This window comes from Peribacillus phoenicis (assembly GCF_047238085.1).
Lineage (GTDB): Bacteria > Bacillota > Bacilli > Bacillales > DSM-1321 > Peribacillus.
Genome location: NZ_JBDFMF010000001.1, coordinates 2,128,683 through 2,150,529, shown reverse-complemented (window position 1 = coordinate 2,150,529; position 21,847 = coordinate 2,128,683). Strand labels below are relative to the sequence as shown.

The window sequence follows — 21,847 nt, the reverse complement described above, 5'->3', positions numbered from 1 at the left end:
AAAAACCGAGGAATAGTCCTCGGCTCTATCATCAATACCTATTTCTCAAATATGCCACTCGTACAGAACTTTTTCTCTAGAAGAAGATATTTAAGCGGTTGGATTAAATATTTGTGACGTGTGCCTATACCTACTATGTTCATATCTCATAGATTCGGGGGGCTTATAAAGTGGAACCCCCCCCCTTACCTTACTTCTAACTCTGTCATTCTAATCCGTTTTATAGTTTTGAGTTTCCTCCAGTAGATCGATAAATTTCTTCGATTGTCTGTCCCTTCGCCCGTGCAAGGATTTCAATTCTTACCATTAACTGTTTTTCTGAGTATTTCTTAATATCAGAATGGTATTCCTTTGCTTTTTCCCCATTTCCAATAACGCCCTCTGCATTTAAGGAGATAGCAAGTGGTGCCAATTCCTCAAGCTTCTTAACCACCCTGTCAAAAAGATGAGGATGTTCACAAATCAAGCGCTGAAGAAGAAATGTTCCATATGCAATATGTCTTGATTCATCTTTCTTTAAGTGGTCAATGCCCTCTAAAAGTCCGGGCATTTTATCCATAATTTTCAGTCCATCGTAAAATGATTTATATCCAGTTTCCGCCAAAACTCCTTCAGCAAACATATTGTACACTGTAGCTGCGTCAGCTATTACCTCAGGGGTTTGTCCATGCCAAAGCCGTTCCATTGTTTCGGGGAGAATTTCATAAAAAAACTTACGATAGGATTCAGAATGCAAGTGAGCAAGATCGCCTTTTTCACCAATAGCATTTAACACCAGCCGAAAGAATTCAGTATGTTTAGCTTCATCACATAAAAAGGTTGTAAGGAACATCTCCTCTTCCAATCTACCTTCTCTCGCAATCACCCTAAGCAATGGGAGTAAGTCGAGAGTAACCGCCTCTTCCCCTCCTTGAAATTGCGCGAGAAGTTTCAGCACCCATTCTTTATCTTTAACAGATAGTGTTTTCCAGTCCTCTTGATCCTGTGAGAAATTGATATCTTGGGGATTCCAAATTCCAAACTTTTTTGCCTTTTGATACAACTGGTAGGGATATGAATCCTCCATCAAACCGTCCGAGCTCGTCGTTAAGAGTTTCTTTCTCAAGTATATTCCTCCTTCGATTATATATTTACCAGTTTATGCAAAAAGGGAATTATACGTATGGACAAATTCAGGTCTGGTGCAAAATTAAATTTAAAAAAGAATAAAAGGCTTTCTGCATTATTGGGTATTGCATTCAATAATAAGTAATGGAAATGGTAAGAAACAAATTAGGAACCGTTTAGAATTGGCTTTTGCAAAGGTAATGGTGAGATTCCGAAGCTCTCCTTCCCTGCTTGTTCAATAATAGGGCAATAATTATTTGTGCTTTTTCTATTGGTTAGCGCAATGATTCGGAATGGATCATTAGGAATTAATTTACATTTTCTATTGGCTAAACGTTCATTCAATAATAGAATAAAACTGAAAATTCAGTGAAAAACGGAGGGGTTGCATTGGATTTACATTTCGAGATTACTGGCAATGGTCGTCCTGTTGTTCTTATTCATGGTGGTGGGACTGATTTGAGGCAATGGACATTTTTAGCATCTCTTTTATCTAAGGATTACAAAGTTATTGCTTTTGATGGCCGTGGTGCCGGTAAATCACCATCCCCTATAAAACATGTAAACTATGTAGACGAAGTACTGGCACTAATGAATTACCTTGAACTTAATCAGGCAACAATTATTGGCCATTCCATGGGCGGGCAAATTGCAACTGATTTCGCTCTTAATTACCCTGAAAGAGTATCAAAACTTGTGTTAATTGCTCCTTCTTTAACAGGTTTTCCCTATTCAAAGGAGTTTGAACAGTATCATGAAAGAATATTGGAAAGTGCACCCAATATAGATAAGATGTTAGAGCTTGCCCTTCATTCACCAACATATCAGGTGATTATCGATAGTCCGCACAAAGATCTCATTGTTCAAATGCTCAGACATCATTTCGGGCGCATGCTTAAGTGGCCCGCTGATTTCTGCATGAAATGGCCTCAGCCGCCAGCAATGGAACGATTAGAAGAATTGAACACCGAAACTTTATTTTTTATCGGCAAAAAGGACTTGGCAGACAATTTTCGAGTTGCCGATTGTTTCCGTAAGGTTCCAAACATCGGGTTCATCGAAATAGAGGATGCCGATCATATGATGCCCCTCACTCATTCTGAAATTTTATATCAAGAATTCACTGCTTTTATGGAGGATTGAAGTAAAAATGCCACGTACACCTGAAGAAAATGACCGCATTCGCCAAGCTTCCAAAGAAAAAATTCGCGCTGCTGCCATGGAGTTATTTATAAAACAAGGATATTACGCTACTTCTATAAGCGATTTAGCCAAGAAAGCGGGTATTTCTAAAGGGTTACTCTATAATTATTACAAAGGAAAAGAAGAACTGCTTTCTGAAATGGTCGAGGCCAGAATCAGGGAAGTGGTTGAAGTCATGGAAGAAGCGTTCACCTCAAATACACCTCGTGAACAGCTTGAACATATAGTAAATGGTGCCATTGATAATATCCACAAAAAACCGGAAGTCCATCGGTTTTATCTGCACCTGCAAACTCAGCCGGAGTCTGATGAAGAGTTGATAAAATACAGTCATCGCATTATTGAAGAAAATGCTAAACAATTTGAGTTTCAATGTACAATATTTGAAAGTATGGGTGAAAAGGAACCAAGGAAACGATCGTTATATTTTTCATCGGTGCTACAAGGTATTATGTTGATGATATCCACCTATCAACAAAGTTTTCCGATTGAAGAAATAAAGAAGCAAGTTATAAGTGAGTTTTGCAACTAGTCTACCGTTTAATAGGATCTATCTTGAGGGCATGAATCCGGTAACCTACTGGACTCTTGCCTTTTAATTTCACTTCTCCATCACGGTCAAGCTATGGTGCGTATTACGGGTAGCAAGAACCACAAAAAACTCACTAGTTTTAGCGATAAATTATAAAAAAACAGGACAATATTTGTCCCATAAAAAAAATTCTTTATTATCAATATCAAGAGTGTATTTTTTTCGTAGCCAAGTGCCTTATTTATATCGTTATATCTATAATGTAGTACGTCGAATTGATGTTTATCTATAACCATACACTTTTAAATGCTAATTGTTAGACTTTTAAGCTTTTATCTGCACCTGTAATAATATATGGAATTACTCGATGTATAAAGATTACTATCCCTTAATGGTTTTTAGGTTTCCCCAAATTAATCACCGTTTTTTATTCTTCTCGAATAAGCTTAAATGTTCCAATGCCCTTTGTAATAACATTTCCTTTCATGTCCTTTATTTCTCCCTCAGCAAAAGCAAGTTTATATCCTTGCTGAAGCACTTTTGCTTCAGCATATAATTCTCCTTCTGACATACTAGCTAGATAATGGATGGTTAAGTTTGTTGTCACACATCTTGTCTTTGTGACGGATCGAAGAACCATTCCAAGGATAAAATCAAGCATCGTAGCATAAACACCACCGTGTAATGTTCCATTTGTATTAAGCAAATATTCTTCAATTGTTAACTTCACCTTGACATTCCCTTCTTCAAAGTAAATGATTTGAAATCCGATATGCGAAAGAAATGGATTGCTTTCAAAATCTTTCTGAATATCTTCCAATGTTATTGGCAAGGTCTAGTCCATCCTTTCTTGTTTCACGATTTTTCTCTTTAAGTGGTTTAAATTTATTAACTTTACTTTTATCATTTCAACCCCAAATTTTATGTATCAATGATAAGTTTATAATTTTATCCTCAGTTTATTTAGTATTATATTTCTTATTTCCCTTGAAATTGTGGCTTTCTTTTTTCCAAAAATGCAGTTGTTCCTTCTATTTTATCTTCTGTTGAAAAGAGAACAGCTTGAGCCAATTTTTCGAATATCAATCCTGTTTTCAGGTCAACATCAGCACCAAAATTCACAGCAATTTTAGCCAATTTAACAGCCAATGGGCCTTTTGCAAGGATTTGAGAAGCTACTTCTTCTACCTTTGCGGGAAGGTCCTCAGGACTTGTCACTTCCGATATTAGTCCAATACGAAACGCTTCATTTGCGTCAATAATTTTCCCCAATATAATCATTTCCAGCGCTTTTCCCTTACCTACGATTCTAGCTAATCGCTGTGTTCCTCCAGCACTTGGAATAATTGATAAGTTTAGTTCCGGGAGACCAATTTTTGCGTTTGTAGAAGCAATTCGAATGTCACATGACATTGCTAATTCACATCCACCTCCAAGAGCAAAACCGTTTATCATCGCAATTGTAGGCTTCTCGTAATCATCTATTAAATTATAAACATCCTGCATACCGTCAGATTTTAGTGCATCACCCGCCGTCTTTTCCCGTAATTCAGTAATATCTGCTCCTGCTGCGAACGATTCAACTCCCTTTCCAGTAAACACTATACACTCTACAGTTTCATCATGTTTTAATGCTTCTAAAGCTCCTGTTATCTCGTCTAAAGTTACTTTATTTAAGGCATTCCTCTGCTTCGGACGATTAATCATTACAAAAGCAATCTGTCCTTTTTTATAAACCTCTATATTAGTAAATGTCCCCATTTATATAACACACCCTTTTTAATTTTTAATAAAGCATTCAGGATTTCTCGTTTAAAAGGTATATAACCATTAAAAACTAGGGATGTTCTCCAATGTTTTATTACCATTACCATAAAATACAATCCTCGTATGCTACCGAATTGTTTGTTATATTGTTTCAAACATAATGGCCATGCCTTGACCACCTCCTACGCAGAGTGTCGCTATTCCACACAATTCTTGCCTTCGGATCATTTCATGTACTAATGTTGTTACGATGCGGGCACCGGTCGCTCCTACTGGATGACCGAGAGCAATGGCTCCTCCATTCACATTGACTTTGTTTATATCAAGACGAAGTTCTCTAATAACCGCTAATGCTTGAGAAGCAAAAGCTTCATTTAGTTCAATAAGCCCGATATCTTCCAGTTTTTTTTTCGTACGCTTTAACAATTTTTTTACTGCTGGTACCGGTCCGATTCCCATTATTTCAGGAGAAACTCCTGCCGCGGTCCAGTCTACAATCTTGGCGAGCGGCTTCAAGCCTAAACGTGAAGCCTCGCCTGCTTTCATTAACACTAATGCAGACGCTCCATCATTCCGGCCGCAGGCATTACCTGCGGTGACAGTCCCATTTTCTTTGAACGCTGGTTTTAAGTTCGTAAGCTTATCCATGGTTGTTTCAGGACGAGGATGCTCATCCGTCCCAATAGTAAGCGCTTTCTTTTCAACCATGACCCCTACAGATACGATTTCATCCTTAAACCTTCCAGCTTCTATAGCCTTTGCAGCTCTTCGTTGACTTTCTATCGAAAAAGTGTCCTGATCTTCCCTAGAAATATTGTAGCGCTCCGCTACATTCTCTGCTGTGATTCCCATACCTAACTGTTTTCCGTATATTTCTTGTGGCTGCTGCCCGGCTTCCATATTAGAGTCCATTAAGATAACTCGGTCACCACCGAAACGTGTATTTCTTAAATAGATTGGACCTCGGCTCATATTTTCCGTACCGCCTGCAACCATGATATTAGCTTGATTAGAGGTTAGCTGCTGTACGGCCGAAGCAATGGCTTGCATCCCTGATGCACATAACCGGTTGACTGTGAAAGCAGGTGCAATATCCGGAATCCCGGCCCTTAATGCTGCAACTCTCGCCACATTGGATGATTCAGTCGATTGTCTGACTTCGCCCAAAATAACCTCATCAACTTGTTGAGGCGTAATTCCGGCCTTTTTAATAGCTTCTTGGATTACAATACTCGCCAAATGACCAGAACTGATTTCCTTAAAATTACCGCCGTAACGCCCAATTGGAGTTCGAACTGCACTAACAATAACAATATCTTCTCCCATCTCATCTACTCCTCTCTATATTTAGCTGTATTCTTTTTTCAACTATTCGAAACTATATGGACTTCAGACTTTTAAATAAATCTCTGTACCTCAGAAAATTGGAAATATCTTTATATAATTAAGTTTAGAAGGTGGTTTTGTGAATCCTTTAAATCAGTTATATATAAATTCTTTATTCGTCTGCCTTTTAATAATGCCTATCCATTTTACTTCCTTGAAAAGCGCGGGAATGGATATTCTGTATGGCAACCATTAATCCGGCTGCTGAACATGCATAAGTAGTTCTCATCTCATCAGTGAAGAATGAATGCCCCCCACTGATGAACGTTTTTTTAATCCGTCTTTTGGATTAATCGTATGTGTAAAACCCTTTTCCTGTTTTTCGGCCAAGTTCTCCTTTTCGCACTTTTTCTTGTACAATTTTAGCCGGCATATCTGATTCATTACCGCTTTCCTGGTAACGTTGCATGCGAACGAAATTGTTGACATCAATGCCTGTCAAATCCATAAGTGCAAAAGGCCCGATCGGATGGTTTAACGCTTTCGTACAAACAAGGTCAATTTCTTCATGGTCGGCATACCCATTTTCTAGTAAATACACCGCTTCGTCCGTTAACTTCCCTAAAATTCGGTTTGCAATAAAACCGGAAATTTCTTTTTTCAGCAAGACAGGTACCTTTTGAATGCTCTTTATAAGCTCTAGCGCTATTTGAGTTGTCTCCTCCGAAGTATGCGGACCGCACACAACTTCTACGAGCTCCATGACAAGTGGCGGATTAAAAAAGTGAACATTGCAAACCTTATCCGGGCGATTCGTTGCATCTGCAATTTTCGAACTTACAATTGTCGAACTATTTGTTGCCAGAACCGCATGTTCCGGAGTCACCTTATCTAACTTTGTAAATAATTCACGTTTGGCATCAAGTTTTTCCACAATTGCTTCGATTACGAAATCTACATCCTTCATCTCTTCAAACTTAGATGAAAAAGTCATTTTGCTAAATGCATTACTTACTTTCTCCTCTATTAATCTTCCTTTTTGTACTCTTCTATCCATATGGCCTTGGAGTGACTTCTTAGCCATTATTAGGTTTTCATCGCTGATATCATACAAAACAACCGAATATCCCCTCAATGCGCAAATCATGGCGATTTGTGATCCCATCGTTCCTGAGCCGATAACCGCTATTTTAGAGATATCATCAATTCGCATTCTCCCTTGCTCCCTTCTCTTGTTCCTCTTGAACTAGTAATCTTTTAAGTAACTTCCCGACTGTGTTCCGAGGCAATGATTCTCGTATTTCAAACTCCTTTGGCACTTTGTAACGGGTTAGCTTAAGATAGCATTGACCTCTTAATTCCTCTAAATCGATTTGACATCCATCTTTTGGAACAACATACGCTTTTACAGTTTCTCCGTTCACTAGGTTTGGAATACCAACAACTGCTGCCTCCTTCACATCTGGATGCTCATATAAGACACCCTCGACTTCCTGAGGATAAATATTAAAGCCCCCCACAATGATCATTTCTTTTTTTCGTCCGACAATGTAAAAATAACCGTCCTCGTCCATCATGGCTAAATCTCCGGTATATAGCCATCCATTTTGTAAAGAGCGATTTGTTTCTTGCTCATTGTTCCAATAACCTTTCATTACTTGTGGCCCTTTTATTAATAATTCCCCAATGCACTTCGATGGCAGTTCTTGGTTGTTATCATCGACGATAATACTATCTGTACCAGGTACCGGTATCCCAATACTTCCGACCTTCCTCATTCCAATAAGTGGATTTCGGTGTGTTAACGGTGAGGCTTCAGATAGTCCGAACGCTTCTAAAATTTCAGCTCCGGTTAAATGCTCAAAACGTTTAATAACCTCGACAGGTAGTGGTGATGATCCGCACGAACATAATTTAAAGCAATCCAACCCGTACCTCTCGACATGTGGATGGTTAACAAAAGCATTGTACATTTTTGGAACACCCGGGAGGAAAGTGGGACGATATTCTTTAATTTGCTCCAATATATCTTCTACCTGGAACTTCTTGATTAATAGCAACGTTGCCCCGATATACACCCCTAAATTCATTATAGAATTCATCCCATAAACGTGGTATAGAGGTACAGCAGTTAAGATCACTTCCTGTCCAGGTAGCATTTTTTCCTTAAGTAAGCTATAACCTTGCATCAAATTGGCGATTAAATTGTAGTGAGTCAACATCGCACCTTTCATTTTCCCTGTAGTTCCACCTGTATACTGAATAACTGCAACATCATTAGTAGTTGAGATAGATGCTTGCTTTTCCAAATGATACGAATGTTTTTTTAGCTTATCCAAGTCTAAAAACTCGCTACTTGAATCATCACTTCTCATTTGCGAAACGAAAATATTTTTGAGTTTGTATGAATCACATACTTGACGTACAGTTTTTAATGCGTCCGGATCTGCCACAAGATAAGAAACTTGACAGTCACTTAAAATGTATAAAAGCTCACGGGGTGTATACATTGGATTAATTTGTACGACTATCAATCCAAGCGCTTGAGCAGCATAATATGAAATAATATAGTCAGGATGATTGGCAACCATTAATCCAATTCGCTCATCTTTTTGGAAGCCTAATTCTTTCCACGCAGCAGCTAAGCGGTCAACTTTATCTTTTAACTCACTGTAAGTTGTATTTGTATGTTCATAAATGATTGCAACCCGCTCTCCATATAGTTTGACCGTTTCTTTCAGAATGGAATACAGAGAAATTTCGGGCACTTTCAGTTCTTTTGGATCTCTATAAAATTTATACCACGGCCTATTTATTAAATGATTCATATAAATCCCTCTTCCTTCTCTTCCGAATTTTCACAATACGTTTTCTTCAACTATGAATAAAACCTGGCTTATCACCTATTTGATAATTTTTTATGCTAATTTGAATGGCATTTCATAGTGGACTTTAATATTTATTTCAGCGTGACTTCGCCACAAATTAATTAACATTTTCAGGTAGTTCATTTTGCTGGGCATCAATATTCCCTTTCAAATAGGTAGGTTTAACAAAAATGGCAAATAGTATTGCAAATGCAAAGACTAGAACAGCCATGAACCAAATAGATAAATTATAGCCTACAATTTTGTCGCCTCCTGCTAAACTGATGATGTATCCCGTTATAAGTGGCGCTATAATGCCAGCTATATTCCCCGATGATGTTAAAATGCTCGTCATCAAACCGCCGCGTTCAGGGAGCTCATTTATCATTATCGTGGGTCCAATCGGAATAATTGCATACGTGAGACCTTTTGCAAAACACATTGCCAGGACTACCCAAATTGGATTTTGAAAAAACGTGTTGGATGCCATAAATAATGCACCTATCATCATCGCTCCAGCGACGACAAAGACTCGTGAAACACGCCAATTTTGATTATTTTTGAATAAATAATCGGATAGCACCGACACACCCATATAAATAGCGATAGATGCTACACCAATGATAGCCACACTATATCCCATTTGAGCTGATGTCATGTTCACCGCCTCTACCAAATAAATTGGTAGCCAAACCGAAAACCAAACGACAAGAAGATAGGTTGAACAATATGCTAGGGTTGTAAATAATGCAGAACGCGAGGCGAGGAGAACGAGAAAATCTTTCAAGTTTAATTTCTCTAGTTTTTCTTTCTTTTTCTTATTTTCTTCTACATATACTTCATTTGGATTTTCCTTAGTGAATTGGAATAGGAAGAACCATACAAGACTTGCTGCACCAAGGCAGGCGAAAGCTATCTTCCATCCCATAGTCGTAATTAAGAAGACAAGGAGCGGCGCCACAATCATGGCACCCACAGTGCCTCCGGACACCACGACGGAAGTGGCGAATGCCTTCTGTTTCGGCGGAAACCACTTATTTACATGACTATAAGCAACTGGACTAAACGGCCCCTCAAATGCCCCTAATAAAATTCTATAGAGAATCAAAAGAGGCAAAGCCGTAATGGCCAAAACACCAAATTGCAAAACAGTCCACATTATCATTAAAAATCCAAGCACTTTTTTTGCTCCGGCTCGATCAGCCCATGCTGCTCCAACAACTCCAGTCACTGGATAGAGCCAATAATAACTGCTTCCTACTAGCCCCCAATCGGCATAGGAGAGATTAAATTCCTTCATGATCGGTACAGCGGCAAGTCCAACGATTGATTTATCGGCAAAATTTATTATCATTCCGAGAAATAACAGAAGAAGAACAATCCAGCGCATATATATTCCCCTTTTCTATTTATATTTTTCATATTAATTTCTCTCTTAAATGTATCTTAAAATACCATTTATTTTTTGAATTTTCACTTAATTATAAACAGGGGAAGTTCCTCTCTTCCTCCTTCAGTTTTCTAAAGGGCTGATTTTAATACTTAAAGGTCATGATTGGCTCTTGTATTTTCAAACTCACAGCTATTTCTCCAGAACTTTTTCTTCTATACGTTTTCTTAAACAAATTGCCCTAATTTGGCATGACCTTTCAGCAGGCTTCTGGAAATGATCATTCGCTGAATTTCATCTGTTCCATCATAGATTCTCCAAAGTCTGGCTTCGCGGTACCAACGTTCAATCGGCAGTTCCCTCGTATAACCCATTCCTCCATGAATTTGCATAACACGATCCACTACCCTGTTCCCGATGTTTGCTCCATACAATTTAGCCATGGAAGCTAAATAGCGGTTATCTTCCCCTTGGTCAAGGGTAAAAGCAGCATTCAACACTAGCCATTTCGCCGCTTCTATTTCAACCGCTGAATCGGCGATTTGCCACTGAATGGCTTGTCTATCCGCGAGTGGTCGACCAAATGTTTCCCGCTCCTTTGCATACTCAATCGCCATTTGCAACAATCGCTCACCCATTCCGACAGCGCGTGCGCCCACAAGCCATCTCTGAAAACCAATCCATTCCAGCCCAAGATTATAGCCGCCGTTAATCTCGCCTAAAATGTTTTCTTCTGGTACACGTACATTGTCAAATACTAAAGCGGCCGGACCCCATTCTCCCATCGTATGAATATACTCTGATTTCCATCCCATTTCCCTATCAACGATAAAGCAAGTGACACCATCTCTGCCGGTAGATTCGTGTTTTTCCTGATCGGTAATCGCAATGACCATAACGAAGTCGGCGTCATTGCCTCCGGTAATAAATGTTTTTTCACCGTTTAATACCCATTCATCTCCCTCTTTGACAGCTATCATTTTTATGTTTCTAGTATCCGAACCGGCATTTGGTTCCGTTATAGCAAAACATGATTTCTTATCACCATTAATGGTTGGAATTAAATATTTGTTCTTTTGTTCTTCATTCCCGTAATACAGAATGTTATCGGCATAGCCACCAAACTTAAACGGCACAAATGTTTTGGCTACTTCAATTGTTACGATAGCCATCATCACTTGCCCAATATCGGCTCCGCCATACTCTTCCGGTGTATTGATTCCCCAAAATCCAAATTCCTTTGCCTTTAACTGCAGCTCCATCAATTTTTCTGGAGAAATGCCCGGTTTGCTTTCCCTCTCATTTTTTAATACATCATTTTCAAGAGGGATTAATTCATTCTCCACGAATTTCCGAATGGTTTGTTGGATCATTTTTTGTTCATCTGTTAAGCGTAAATACATATAATCACTCCTTTTTTAATGGAAAAGTTTATTAAGTTTGATTGCTCATCTTTTACCCTATTTGATAATGTCATCGAATTCTTGACTTGACCCGGCTTCGAAATCGTTTTCTATTGTTTCTTGTTGAGTAGTATCATTTTCTTAATCACAAATAGAAACTATATTTTTTTTAGATAAACCATGTAGAAATACCTACTTCTAAGACATAGTTATACTTATATTTGCTTGGCCTAATCTGATTGACTGTCATTATATAATGATAACGCTTACAATCTCGATTAGGATGTCTCCGTCTAAATCTGCAACAAGATATTTTCCCCCTACATAGCTTTATCAGGAATATGTGTAGGTACACTTGACCACGTATAGCCTATCATGGAGAAATTTAATTATTGTAAGTAACTCATTAATGTTAAGAGTTTTGTTAAGATAAACTACTGCTAAAGGAAATAATAGTGGCATTACTATTCAATAATACATTGATTTCCTCTAGAACTTGACCCCGAAACTTCTTTCTAAATAACCTTATCTTCCATGAACGATTCAATTTCTTGTTTATCGTACCCTAATTCCAACAATACTTCTACGGTATGTTCCCCATGTAATGGAGGATGCCTTTCGATTGTAACAGGAGTATCTGAGAGCTTTATAGGTGATCCCAGAAGTTTAACAATTCCCACTGTGGGATGTTCAACTTCCTGAATCATTTGCCTTTCAAGTACTTGTTCATCTGTAAAAACTTTATCTAAAGTATTGATGGGACCACAAGGTATATTGTTTTCTTGGAAGAGTGTAAGCCATTCATCTGCTGTTTTTGTTAATATCACTTCTTGTAATATAGGAATTAACTCTTCCCTATATATGATTCTTGCATTAGCTGTCGCAAAACGTTCATCCTTGGGTAATTCATCTGCATTTATTAATGTACAAAAACGCTGGAATTGCCTGTCGTTGCCTACTGCTATGATTATCTCCTTATCTTTTGTTTTGAAATTCTGATAGGGTACTAAGGTTGGATGCTGATTTCCATACCGCTTAGGCAGATTTCCTGTGTTTAAGAAACCTGTTCCTATATTTAGCAAAGAAGCAACCATTGAGTCCATAAGAGAGATGTCACAATGCTGACCACGACCGGTATGGTTCCTTGCCTCCAAAGCAGCTAATATGCTAATGGTTGCATATAGACCTGCATATAAATCGGCCATGGCAATCCCGGCTTTTACAGGTTCACCATTGGATGTGCCATTCACACTCATAAAACCGCTCATTGCCTGAGCAAGAAAGTCATATCCAGGTAATTGTTTATACGGTCCCGTATGACCAAACCCTGTAATGGAGCAGTGAATTATTTTAGGTTTTAACGCTTTCAAGTCTCCATATCCCAGTCCTAACCGCTCCATCGTTCCTGTCTTAAAATTTTCTACGATAACATCAGATTCCTGGATGAGTTTTTTTATGATTTGGATTCCTTCTTTTGTCTTTAAATTTACCGTTATGGCACGTTTATTTCGATTAACTGCCATATAATACAAACTAATATCTTCAATGTCCGGAGGAAACCATGTTCGTGTTTCATCCAAGAAATCCGGCCCTTCCACTTTAATAATATCTGCACCCAAATCTCCTAAAATACTTGTGCAGACAGGACCAGCAACCACTCGGCTTAGATCAAGAACTTTTATCCGGCTTAATGCCCTAGTCATTGTTCTCACCTCCATCCTTTACGTTTAGATTTTCACGGCCTGTTGCACGTTTTCCAGCAAACCTTCTACCGCCCCTTTTGATACTTTGTTAAAGTCAACAATAGCATCAAACCATTGTAATAATGATGAATCAAAATAAGTAAGTTCATCCAAGCCACTTGAAAGCAAATAACGATGGATATACTGCAAAGTCATGTATAATTTTCGATAGTTTTCTTGTGCTGTAATTTGTACTTCTGCTTCATTTAGCAAAAGACTTGCAGTGAATATATGATACATCCGGTTCATTAATTGTTTTGCAGGCAATTCCCTTTCTGGTCCATTCAGACTCATTATCCTGTTTGATTGTGATTCGACTTTTTTGGATATTTGCAGAAGGATTTTCCCAATCCGTTTAGTTAAAGAATTCGTAATAGCATCCAACCGATTGTATAAGTCGTTAAAAAAGATTTTTCCTGCTTCGTCTTTCACTAACGCTCTTACAACGTCTAAGGCAACGATATTCGTGGTACCTTCCCAAATGGAACCCACGTGAGCATCCCGTACAAGTTTTGAATCTATCCAATCCTCGATATATCCATTTCCTCCCCTGGATTCCATTCCTTCAGAGGTAGAATTCCTAGCACGTTTACAAATGTACCCTTTTAACAATGGCGTCAAAATTCGTAATAGCCTTTCAGCTTCCACGTTCCCTTGATCGGATTTATCATAAACGGAAGCTGTGTAAAATGTGATTGACGCAGCTGCTTCGCAATCTAGTAATAGTTCAAAAAGTGTTTCTTTCATAAGGGGCTTTTCAGACAAGGAGCTGCCAAATGCGACACGTCCGCGAGCTGAAACGAGTGCTTCTAAAAAGCTTCTTCGCATCATCGCGCTGGAACGTACGGCGTTCGATAACCGTGAAGAATTTACCATCGACATCATTTGTTTAAACCCTTTAGTTAAATCTCCTACGACATAAGCAACGGCTCCTTCAAATGTCACCTCACCTGAAGCCATATCGCGGGTCCCTAATTTATCTTTTAGGCGATTAACTTTGTATTTATTAAGAGTTCCATCTGGCAGTCTTCTTGGCATTAAAAACATTCCAAGACCTTTAGTACCCTCGGGGGCCCCTTCAGGTCGAGCCAAAACTAATGCTACATCTGCTGAAACGTTGGAACAAAACCATTTATCACCCCAAATCTCCCAATGATCATCCACTTTCTTTGCTGTTACCGTATTAGCACCTACGTCAGACCCGCCTTGTTTTTCGGTCATAAATTGGGCACCTGTCCAAAAAGTATTTATATCAGTACTCGTCATACGAGACAAATAGGTTTCTTTTAAACCTTGATCACCAAATTTTCTTAAGACCCTTGCAGCAGAGTCAGTCATGCTCATCGGGCAAGCTAAACCAAACTCAGATTGGACGAACAAATACCAAAATCCGTACTTTAACACGTGCGGTAGTTTAGTAGGAAACCCCAGTACGGGTTTATGTGACATAGCGACCAGAGCGAACTTTCCATATCCTAATGATTCCATCTCCTTATAGGACGGATGATATTCAACTTTGTCTACTCGTTCCCCTTTTGCATCGTAATTTATTAACTCGGGAGTATGCTTATCCGCCATGCGGGATAATTCATCAAGCCTTGTTCCGGCTATTTCCCCCAACTCCTTTAGGATAGGAAGGGCACGTTCATAAATTTCAGTGGAAAGATAATGTTTAAGTATAAAAGTCAAATTTTGATCCTCATCAAAAAAGTTTAATCCTTTCGTGTCTGGCATCGCACCAGGATAGGCTTTTCTAGGATGAGAATTCATTAATTTCACGGACATATTATTCCTCCTTGTTTGATGTTCCATTTTAATTCTCTTATCCCCACTTTTATTTTTTATACTTTTCTCCGAGTCAGGATCTGTACAAGTGATTCGTTTTTCAGGTTATTATTTCACTTCCTTTCAACATTTCACGAAATTATTATTCATAATACAGGAATCATAATTCCTATATCATGAATATAAAGTTAATTTTCAGAAAAGTCAATTTATTAAACAGGACCTCATCATGCAGAAAAATTGAGTTTTTCTTCACCAAATTTTATATTTCTAAAAAAGAAGGGATGACCCAAAAAGTTCACTTTTCGTGAACTTTTTGAATCACCCCGTTCAAATTTTAGTAATGATAAAGAAAACTATTCTAGGTACTGATTGGCCCCTTATCTTACTATGATATAATATTTTAAATAATTAAATTAATTTGGAATTTTATTTGGAGGATATATTCATGAACACAAAGATTTCGTCTACGGTGCAGCGTGCAATCAAAATCATCAATTATTTGAATGAAACAACCGGTCCACAAGGAATTAAAAATATTAGCGAAAACCTTAATATTTCTCCCCCTATCACTCATCGTCTGCTTACTACTTTGAAAATGGACGGTTTGGTATTCCAGGATGTAGATTCTAAAAAATATTCACTTGGTACGGTGTTTATCGATTATGCAAATAAAATTATAACCGATGTACCTTTTGTCTCGATAATCGATCCACAACTAATTAAATTAAGAGACGAAACACAGGAAACTGTAGGGTTTTATATGTTAACAAACATGGTTAGGATGTGTGTAATTGAACATGTAAGTAATCAGGAAATAAGCAGAAGAGCAGGTGTTGGCAATAGGATTCCGCTACAACTTGGCTCAAGCGGACGGGTAATATTGGCATTTCTTAGCGAAGGGTTACAGGCACAAGTATTAAACCTCCTTCCAGAGGAAGAAAGAAAAATGTTACAACAACAATTAGAAATTATAGTAAATACCCGTTACTCCATTAATGAGGAGGAAATCACGAAAAATGTAGCTGCATTATCAGCACCAGTATTCGGTGCTAAAGGAAAAGTCATTGGAGCTATCTCCATTTCCGGGCCTGTCTTTCGCTGGAATAAGGAATCGATGGAACAACATATCCCTTTATTGTTAAAAACTGCTGAAAGTATTTCAAAATCCTTTTATTAAATTATTTCAAAATATCACAACAAAAAAATCTCTTCAGAAACCTATCTGAAGAGATTTTAAGTTTATTTGATAAATGAAGTCGTTAATCTCTGCCCATCTATTCTACTAACATTATACCGTCGGCAATCGGGCGTTCACCTGCTGCATCAGAGGGTCTTGTGACTCGGTCATCCCCAACTGTCATGGTCGTCGATCCGCCGCCGTCAAGATTGATGGCATCGACGGCCCCTAATGACTTCATCACTTTCGCACTTTCTTCAAAATTAGCTCCCACGCTCCATCCGGGTGCGCGTCCATCAATGGTGACGAATAATAGATTGCCATTCTCTTTGATTCCTGCAAGCGTTCTAGGATTGCGACGTTCCCCAAAACGATAATAAAACCCTGGATCTTCTTCCCAGTGAAAGCCTTCCTCTACGGCATTAATGGAAATTTCTCCGTTTTCCAATAATCGAGGACCTCCATTAATCATACTTGTGGTTTGGTCTAATATCAATTGCTTTCCATCACCGATGATTTTACTTTTCACTTGAATCTTCATTCCTTGTCGGGCATGGTCACGAAGCCACTCTGCCGCCTCCCCCGTTCCCGCAAGAACAGAACCACCGCTTGGAATGTCTCCCCCACGCTTGTTACGAATTTCCCCCACTACCCCGGCATGATTTACTACCACTTCCATACCTTCGCCCGATTCTGTCTTATCTCCAAATACGGACGTATATTGGATAAGTTCACTTTCATCCTTACAAGTAAAATCATGTTTTGCCCGTTCTGTGGTCGTATCTCCTCCAACACCGCCACAATTGCGGATTAATCCTGGCTTTCGATTTAATCCATCCACTTCCCTGACCGCACCATCAGATGAAGTAGCCTGAATTGACGTGGACACAGATGCAATGTTTGCCTTCTCTTCAACAGAAGATAAAATCAGAGCTGAACGTCCATTTATAGCTTCACTGACAAGTTGACCTTTGCTGGCGAATATACCGGCAAGATCTCCTGGTGTTCCATCCTTCTCTCCTACAACAAAGTATCCGGCATTAACTCCTGCAATGGCATCATTTCTACCAGCGATTTGGGTCAATGTTTCTTTTCCTGCCACTACATCATTTGCTAACTCAGGCATCACATGCCCATGAAATCGATCCTGATCCACTTCAAGGACGTTCACTACCCATGGTCCTGTTGTTTTCTCTCCGTCTTCACCCGTATACACAGTCCGCAGTCCCGAATATCCCTTATCCGATAACTTGTTTCTCATTTCGGCTGCATCCGCTTCCAGCTGATATTGACCGATGCGAACAATGTACCCAAGCGGTCCCTTTTTCCGGTCATCCACGGCCCGATCCGGTTCTTTTATGATACGAGCATTTTTGAAACCGTCTCTCTTTAAATTCTCCAACAATTTCTTTGCCTGCTTTTGTGTTGCTACAAATGCCACATCCACTGTGTAAAATTCTTTAGAAGATGTTTCACCACGATTGATTTTGGTATACTTCACTCCTGGTGCTAGATTCATGGAAGTTCTTTTCTCCTGCAAATTTGGCGTACCAAGCGGAAGCAAATGATTTTTCATTTGTAACTGTGAAACATTCAATTCTGCTTGAACTGGAGTTTCAGGAATTGCATTTAGAAACATCACAGATGCCAGACTAATAAAGACTATAGGCAAAATTGGCTTTTTCCGTATTTTTTTCATTTTTTTCCTCCAATAAAGTTATGTCCTCCTTTAACTATATTGTCTAAATATGATGGGAAATTAAAAAAACTATTATTTTTCAGTCAATTTTAAGTGAACAAAAATGTGGATAAATACTCGATAAATATTACAATTCATTTAGTGAATGGACAATTTTTGAAATTTTCTATTTGTACACAGTTAATCAACCTTTGCTTTAACAAAGCCTTAATCTTGCTTTACTGCCTAATCAGTGAATATTATAAGATATATCGTGTGGGATTATCACCTAGGAGGTGAAATTTATGGAGACAGTAAAAAAGAACTTGTTGTTAATACCAACCATTTTGTCGGTTATCAATGCTATCTGCCTTGCTTCATTCCTCATTGGACTTAGTGTTATAAACCACCCAATTTCGAGCATTTTAACTGATCTTGGCTTGTTATGCCCATTGATCGCAACTTTATCATTCTTCTATTTAGTAATTAAAGTCAAAAATCATTCCGCATTAAAGTACTTTCATTTCGTAAATGCGGTTACATTTCTTGTCCCCATATGTATTCTTACGTTTCTTATACTTCGATTCTTAAACGATTGAGATATTTACTTTTAAAATAACTGCTATTATAAAATATTTTTTCATTCATCCAAAAAAAGCCCTCATTTTTAAGGGCTTTTTTGCTAACCTGATTGCTTTTAAGCATTATAGTTCTATTCAAATTCAAATATCATCCAAATAGTTTTGCAAAGGTATTTTCACCGGCGATGCCGTCTGCAGATAATCCATTGGCCCTTTGAAATGCCTTCACAGCTATTTCCGTTCCGCTTCCAAAGATACCATCCATGCCATGTGGATTATGTCCTTCCAAATAAAGTGCAGCTTGAAGGATATAGGTGATATTCCCTTCCGCCCCTTCCCTAACATTAGGTGAAGCCGCTTTTGTTTGGGGTCCCCATATTCCATCAACATTAATCTTTGCACCATATTGTTTATTCAATTCGGTTTGAAAACCCTTGATCAGCGCTTTTTTAGTATTGGGACCATAATATCCATCAACATCTATTTTCGCATTATATCTGCTATTTAATGTCCTTTGAATGGACTTGATAGTTTGGTTGCCGCTGTCCTTTGCTGGTATATCTTTTACAATGACTTCGGATTCGACTTGTGTAGCTGGTGGGGTTGTTCCTTTAACTTTTGATATCAGTACAGGCTTTGCTCCCGCTTTTAACTGAGAATAAGTCAGTCCGGCTGTCATATCCAAGTGCGGATAGTCTTTAAAGCTTGACCAATCTCCTCCCCATGCAAAGCCCAAGGATTTACCAATAGCCGCTACCCGTTTCCATTTTGCATCAACCGTCCATATTGCATTCTTTCCATCATCACTGACTATGAAATAATCAATGGCTAGTCCATAGTTATGGTAAGATTGACCTGGCATCGCGTTGGTCACTCTCGGTTTTGATAGATTACTATAGTTTTTACCATCGTAGATATATCCTAGGCGACCTTGACCATATAGCTTTGCTTGCTCTTCCATAGACCGATAACCTGCGCTGATTTGCACGAAAATGCCTTCTTGATATGCCCGTTTAACCATTTCCAATGCTGATTCTTTTACGACTGGATGAATTCCGCTGCCCATATTCTTTTCTGAACGATCCAATAAAGTTTCTAATTTAACCGTCAATTCAATCACCTCCTAATATGTTATGGTGCTAATTAGGAAATGCTTGTACACCTACCTTGACGTTACAAAAAAAACGCCCTTTTATTAGGACCTAGTATAGGTTCATCGTTCTTAAATAAAAAAAGCACAACCCTAAATGGGGCTGTGCTTTTCAACTATTATAAAGGCATATTTTGATCTTCTTTTTCTTTACCAATTACCCTTATCAACTCATCCAGCTTTTCATTTCTTTCTTGATCTAATCTTGTCTTTGCATTGATGAATTTAATTATCTTAATTATGAAATAAACACTTAATACAATAAGTCCCAAATAAAATAAAATCGGTATGATTGCAAAAAGCCCTATTAAACTGCTGGCTTGGTCCATAAATAATCCCTCCCAAATGTAAAATATAGTATTATTATACAGGAAAAACAAAGAAGGCGTTCGATATTGATTTATTATTTAAATAATTATTTTGCGCAAAAAACTGAAGCTAGCCGCATTTTAATGATCTCCAATTAGTAATCAGAAAATTTCTTAAAGATAGGGTGAATCCATATTGAAGGATTTGAATCAGAAAAAGGGGGAAGTTTAAATTACCCATTATAAAAACCCCCATCTTATCTATTCAAATATAGACATAAATTAGGGTAATGTATTTTTTGTCGCGTTTCTATCATGATTATAAAATAGATAAATTGAATTAAAGAACTTCACATAATCAGTCAATACTTCTCAAAACCCCACTTATCTCCGCTCTCTACAAAATGTTTTCTAAAAAGAATTTACACTCTAGAACAGTGGATTGAATCACATCACGGGCCATATATTTCGATCTAATTAAAAAACCCCTCATGGATCCCCTATACATAATCCCTTTTAAAAAAATTAGCCTTTCCAAAGGCTAATTATCAAGGAACGTTCGGCCTTTTCCGTATATAAGAAGTTCGTGCATACGTTAGTCTAAGAGTTTCCAAAAGTCTTGAAACTCCACGAAGTGTATCAATCTCCCCCCTTCAAGTTCATTTTAAAGCGAGTGCCTTTGTAAATCATAGTTTGATGATTATTCATTTTTATTAATAGATCTTAAATGATGGTTTGAGGAGAAAATGTGATTCCTCGTACTCACTGACCAGCAAATCTAAGACTATGAAAACCGATCATTACTTACCATGGTAAAAGGTTGACAGAACTTTTAAGGTAAATAGATACTGTGACAATTTTCAGTTCAAGTAAATCATGGTGAAGTTAAACATAAGTTCCACCGATTTGGTACTAAAGTGTAATTCTTTAATTCGAATAAGGTTAGTGTTAACATATAGTAAGTATATCTTCTAATGAAGGAGCTAATCATGAATCCCAATATTTTATTGCGTAATAATGTAAAGCTTAAAGGAAGTGGTACACGACCAATGATATTTGCCCCAGGTTTTGGTTGTGATCAAAATGTCTGGCAATCAGTTGCAAAAGACTTCGAAGATGAATACCAAATTATCCTATTTGACTATGTTGGGTCAGGTAATTCAGATATACAGGCATATAACGTGGAAAGATACAGTACTCTTGAAGGGTATGCACAAGATGTACTTGATGTTTGTTCCGCATTAGACCTAAAAGATGCTATATTTGTTGGACACTCTGTCGGATGTGTGATCGGCATGCTGGCATCAATTAAACATCCAGAATATTTTTCTAAACTTGTTCTGGTTGGTCCTTCTCCTTGCTACTTGAATCTCCCTAATGATTATTACGGAGGATTCGAAAAAGAACAACTTTTAGGATTGATTGATATGATGGACAAAAATTATATAGGCTGGGCAACCGCCTTTGCTGGAACGGTAATGAATAATCCAGATCGACCAGAGCTTAAACGGGAGCTAGAGAATCGTTTTTGTTCTACTGATCCCATTATCGCTCGACAATTTGCGGAGGTTACCTTTTTTGCAGACAACCGTAAAGACTTACCAAAAGTAAAAGTACCATCACTCATTTTGCAATGTTCAGAAGATGTTATTGCTCCGTCAGCTGTAGGAGAATATATTCATAAGCATCTTCCTGATAGTACATTGAAAGTGATGAAAGCAACAGGACACTGTCCACATATGAGTCATCCTGAAGAGACGATATTCTTAATTAGACAGTTTTTGGATGAATTTCCGACAAACGATTTATAGATAGAGATGGGTGTGAA

At 38.1% G+C, this 21,847-nt stretch carries 17 protein-coding genes; 4 read left to right on the top strand and 13 right to left on the bottom strand.

Going from position 1 to position 21,847, the window contains the following annotated elements:
* Positions 1-220: 220 nt before the first annotated feature.
* Positions 221-1,105, bottom strand: a complete 885-nt coding sequence (locus ABC374_RS10440) for a R2-like ligand-binding oxidase (protein ID WP_413017517.1) — start codon at positions 1,103-1,105, stop codon at positions 221-223.
* A gap of 392 nt (positions 1,106-1,497) precedes the next feature.
* Between ABC374_RS10440 and ABC374_RS10435 the strand changes: the two genes are divergently transcribed.
* Both ABC374_RS10435 and ABC374_RS10430 read left to right on the top strand, forming a co-directional pair.
* A complete protein-coding gene (locus ABC374_RS10435) occupies positions 1,498-2,250 on the top strand; it encodes an alpha/beta fold hydrolase (RefSeq protein ID WP_413017515.1) in 753 nt (250 codons plus the stop codon).
* Between the two features lie 7 nt (positions 2,251-2,257).
* Complete coding sequence (locus ABC374_RS10430; RefSeq protein WP_413017513.1) at positions 2,258-2,842, top strand: TetR/AcrR family transcriptional regulator; 585 nt, start codon at positions 2,258-2,260, stop codon at positions 2,840-2,842.
* 427 nt (positions 2,843-3,269) lie between these two features.
* On the opposite strand, the gene ABC374_RS10425 is transcribed toward ABC374_RS10430, so the two are convergent.
* The 9 genes from ABC374_RS10425 to ABC374_RS10385 all read right to left on the bottom strand — a co-directional run bounded on the left by ABC374_RS10425 (position 3,270) and on the right by ABC374_RS10385 (position 15,122).
* A complete protein-coding gene (locus tag ABC374_RS10425) occupies positions 3,270-3,674 on the bottom strand; it encodes a PaaI family thioesterase (RefSeq protein ID WP_063593440.1) in 405 nt (134 codons plus the stop codon).
* 146 nt (positions 3,675-3,820) lie between these two features.
* Positions 3,821-4,603 carry an enoyl-CoA hydratase/isomerase family protein gene (locus ABC374_RS10420; RefSeq protein ID WP_413017510.1) on the bottom strand — a complete coding sequence of 261 codons (783 nt, stop codon included), beginning with the start codon at positions 4,601-4,603 and terminating at the stop codon, positions 3,821-3,823.
* Positions 4,604-4,750: 147 nt separating this feature from the next.
* Entirely contained in the window at positions 4,751-5,935 is a 1,185-nt protein-coding gene (locus tag ABC374_RS10415) for a thiolase family protein (RefSeq protein ID WP_413017508.1), read from the bottom strand.
* Between the two features lie 349 nt (positions 5,936-6,284).
* Positions 6,285-7,148, bottom strand: coding sequence for a 3-hydroxyacyl-CoA dehydrogenase family protein (locus ABC374_RS10410; protein WP_413017506.1), 864 nt, complete (start codon positions 7,146-7,148; stop codon positions 6,285-6,287).
* Positions 7,138-8,763: a long-chain-fatty-acid--CoA ligase gene (locus ABC374_RS10405; protein ID WP_413017504.1), complete on the bottom strand. Its 1,626-nt coding sequence runs from the start codon at positions 8,761-8,763 to the stop codon at positions 7,138-7,140. The genes ABC374_RS10410 and ABC374_RS10405 overlap by 11 nt, the downstream gene beginning before the upstream one ends.
* Before the next feature lie 157 nt (positions 8,764-8,920).
* A complete protein-coding gene (locus ABC374_RS10400) occupies positions 8,921-10,192 on the bottom strand; it encodes an MFS transporter (RefSeq protein WP_413017502.1) in 1,272 nt (423 codons plus the stop codon).
* A 227-nt stretch (positions 10,193-10,419) separates the two neighbouring features.
* Entirely contained in the window at positions 10,420-11,595 is a 1,176-nt protein-coding gene (locus ABC374_RS10395; protein WP_413017500.1) for an acyl-CoA dehydrogenase family protein, read from the bottom strand.
* A 515-nt stretch (positions 11,596-12,110) separates the two neighbouring features.
* Complete coding sequence (locus ABC374_RS10390; protein ID WP_413017498.1) at positions 12,111-13,298, bottom strand: CaiB/BaiF CoA transferase family protein; 1,188 nt, start codon at positions 13,296-13,298, stop codon at positions 12,111-12,113.
* A 24-nt stretch (positions 13,299-13,322) separates the two neighbouring features.
* The gene (locus ABC374_RS10385) at positions 13,323-15,122 is read right to left on the bottom strand and encodes an acyl-CoA dehydrogenase family protein (protein ID WP_413017496.1); all 1,800 of its coding nucleotides are present in this window, start codon (positions 15,120-15,122) and stop codon (positions 13,323-13,325) included.
* Between the two features lie 448 nt (positions 15,123-15,570).
* Here ABC374_RS10385 and ABC374_RS10380 point away from each other — a divergent pair, with 448 nt between their 5' ends.
* A complete protein-coding gene (locus ABC374_RS10380; protein WP_350302577.1) occupies positions 15,571-16,302 on the top strand; it encodes an IclR family transcriptional regulator in 732 nt (243 codons plus the stop codon).
* Between the two features lie 97 nt (positions 16,303-16,399).
* Here the strand turns inward: ABC374_RS10380 and ABC374_RS10375 are convergent, their stop codons facing one another.
* From ABC374_RS10375 to ABC374_RS10365, 3 genes are all read right to left on the bottom strand, one after another.
* On the bottom strand, positions 16,400-18,001 hold the full coding sequence (locus ABC374_RS10375; RefSeq protein WP_413017493.1) for a phosphodiester glycosidase family protein: 1,602 nt from the start codon (positions 17,999-18,001) through the stop codon (positions 16,400-16,402).
* 708 nt (positions 18,002-18,709) lie between these two features.
* Entirely contained in the window at positions 18,710-19,672 is a 963-nt protein-coding gene (locus tag ABC374_RS10370) for a peptidoglycan-binding protein (RefSeq protein WP_413017491.1), read from the bottom strand.
* 158 nt (positions 19,673-19,830) lie between these two features.
* Positions 19,831-20,040, bottom strand: coding sequence for a hypothetical protein (locus ABC374_RS10365; protein ID WP_350302574.1), 210 nt, complete (start codon positions 20,038-20,040; stop codon positions 19,831-19,833).
* A 968-nt stretch (positions 20,041-21,008) separates the two neighbouring features.
* On the opposite strand from ABC374_RS10365, the gene ABC374_RS10360 reads away from it, so the two are divergent.
* A complete protein-coding gene (locus ABC374_RS10360; RefSeq protein WP_350302573.1) occupies positions 21,009-21,830 on the top strand; it encodes an alpha/beta fold hydrolase in 822 nt (273 codons plus the stop codon).
* Positions 21,831-21,847 lie beyond the last annotated feature (17 nt).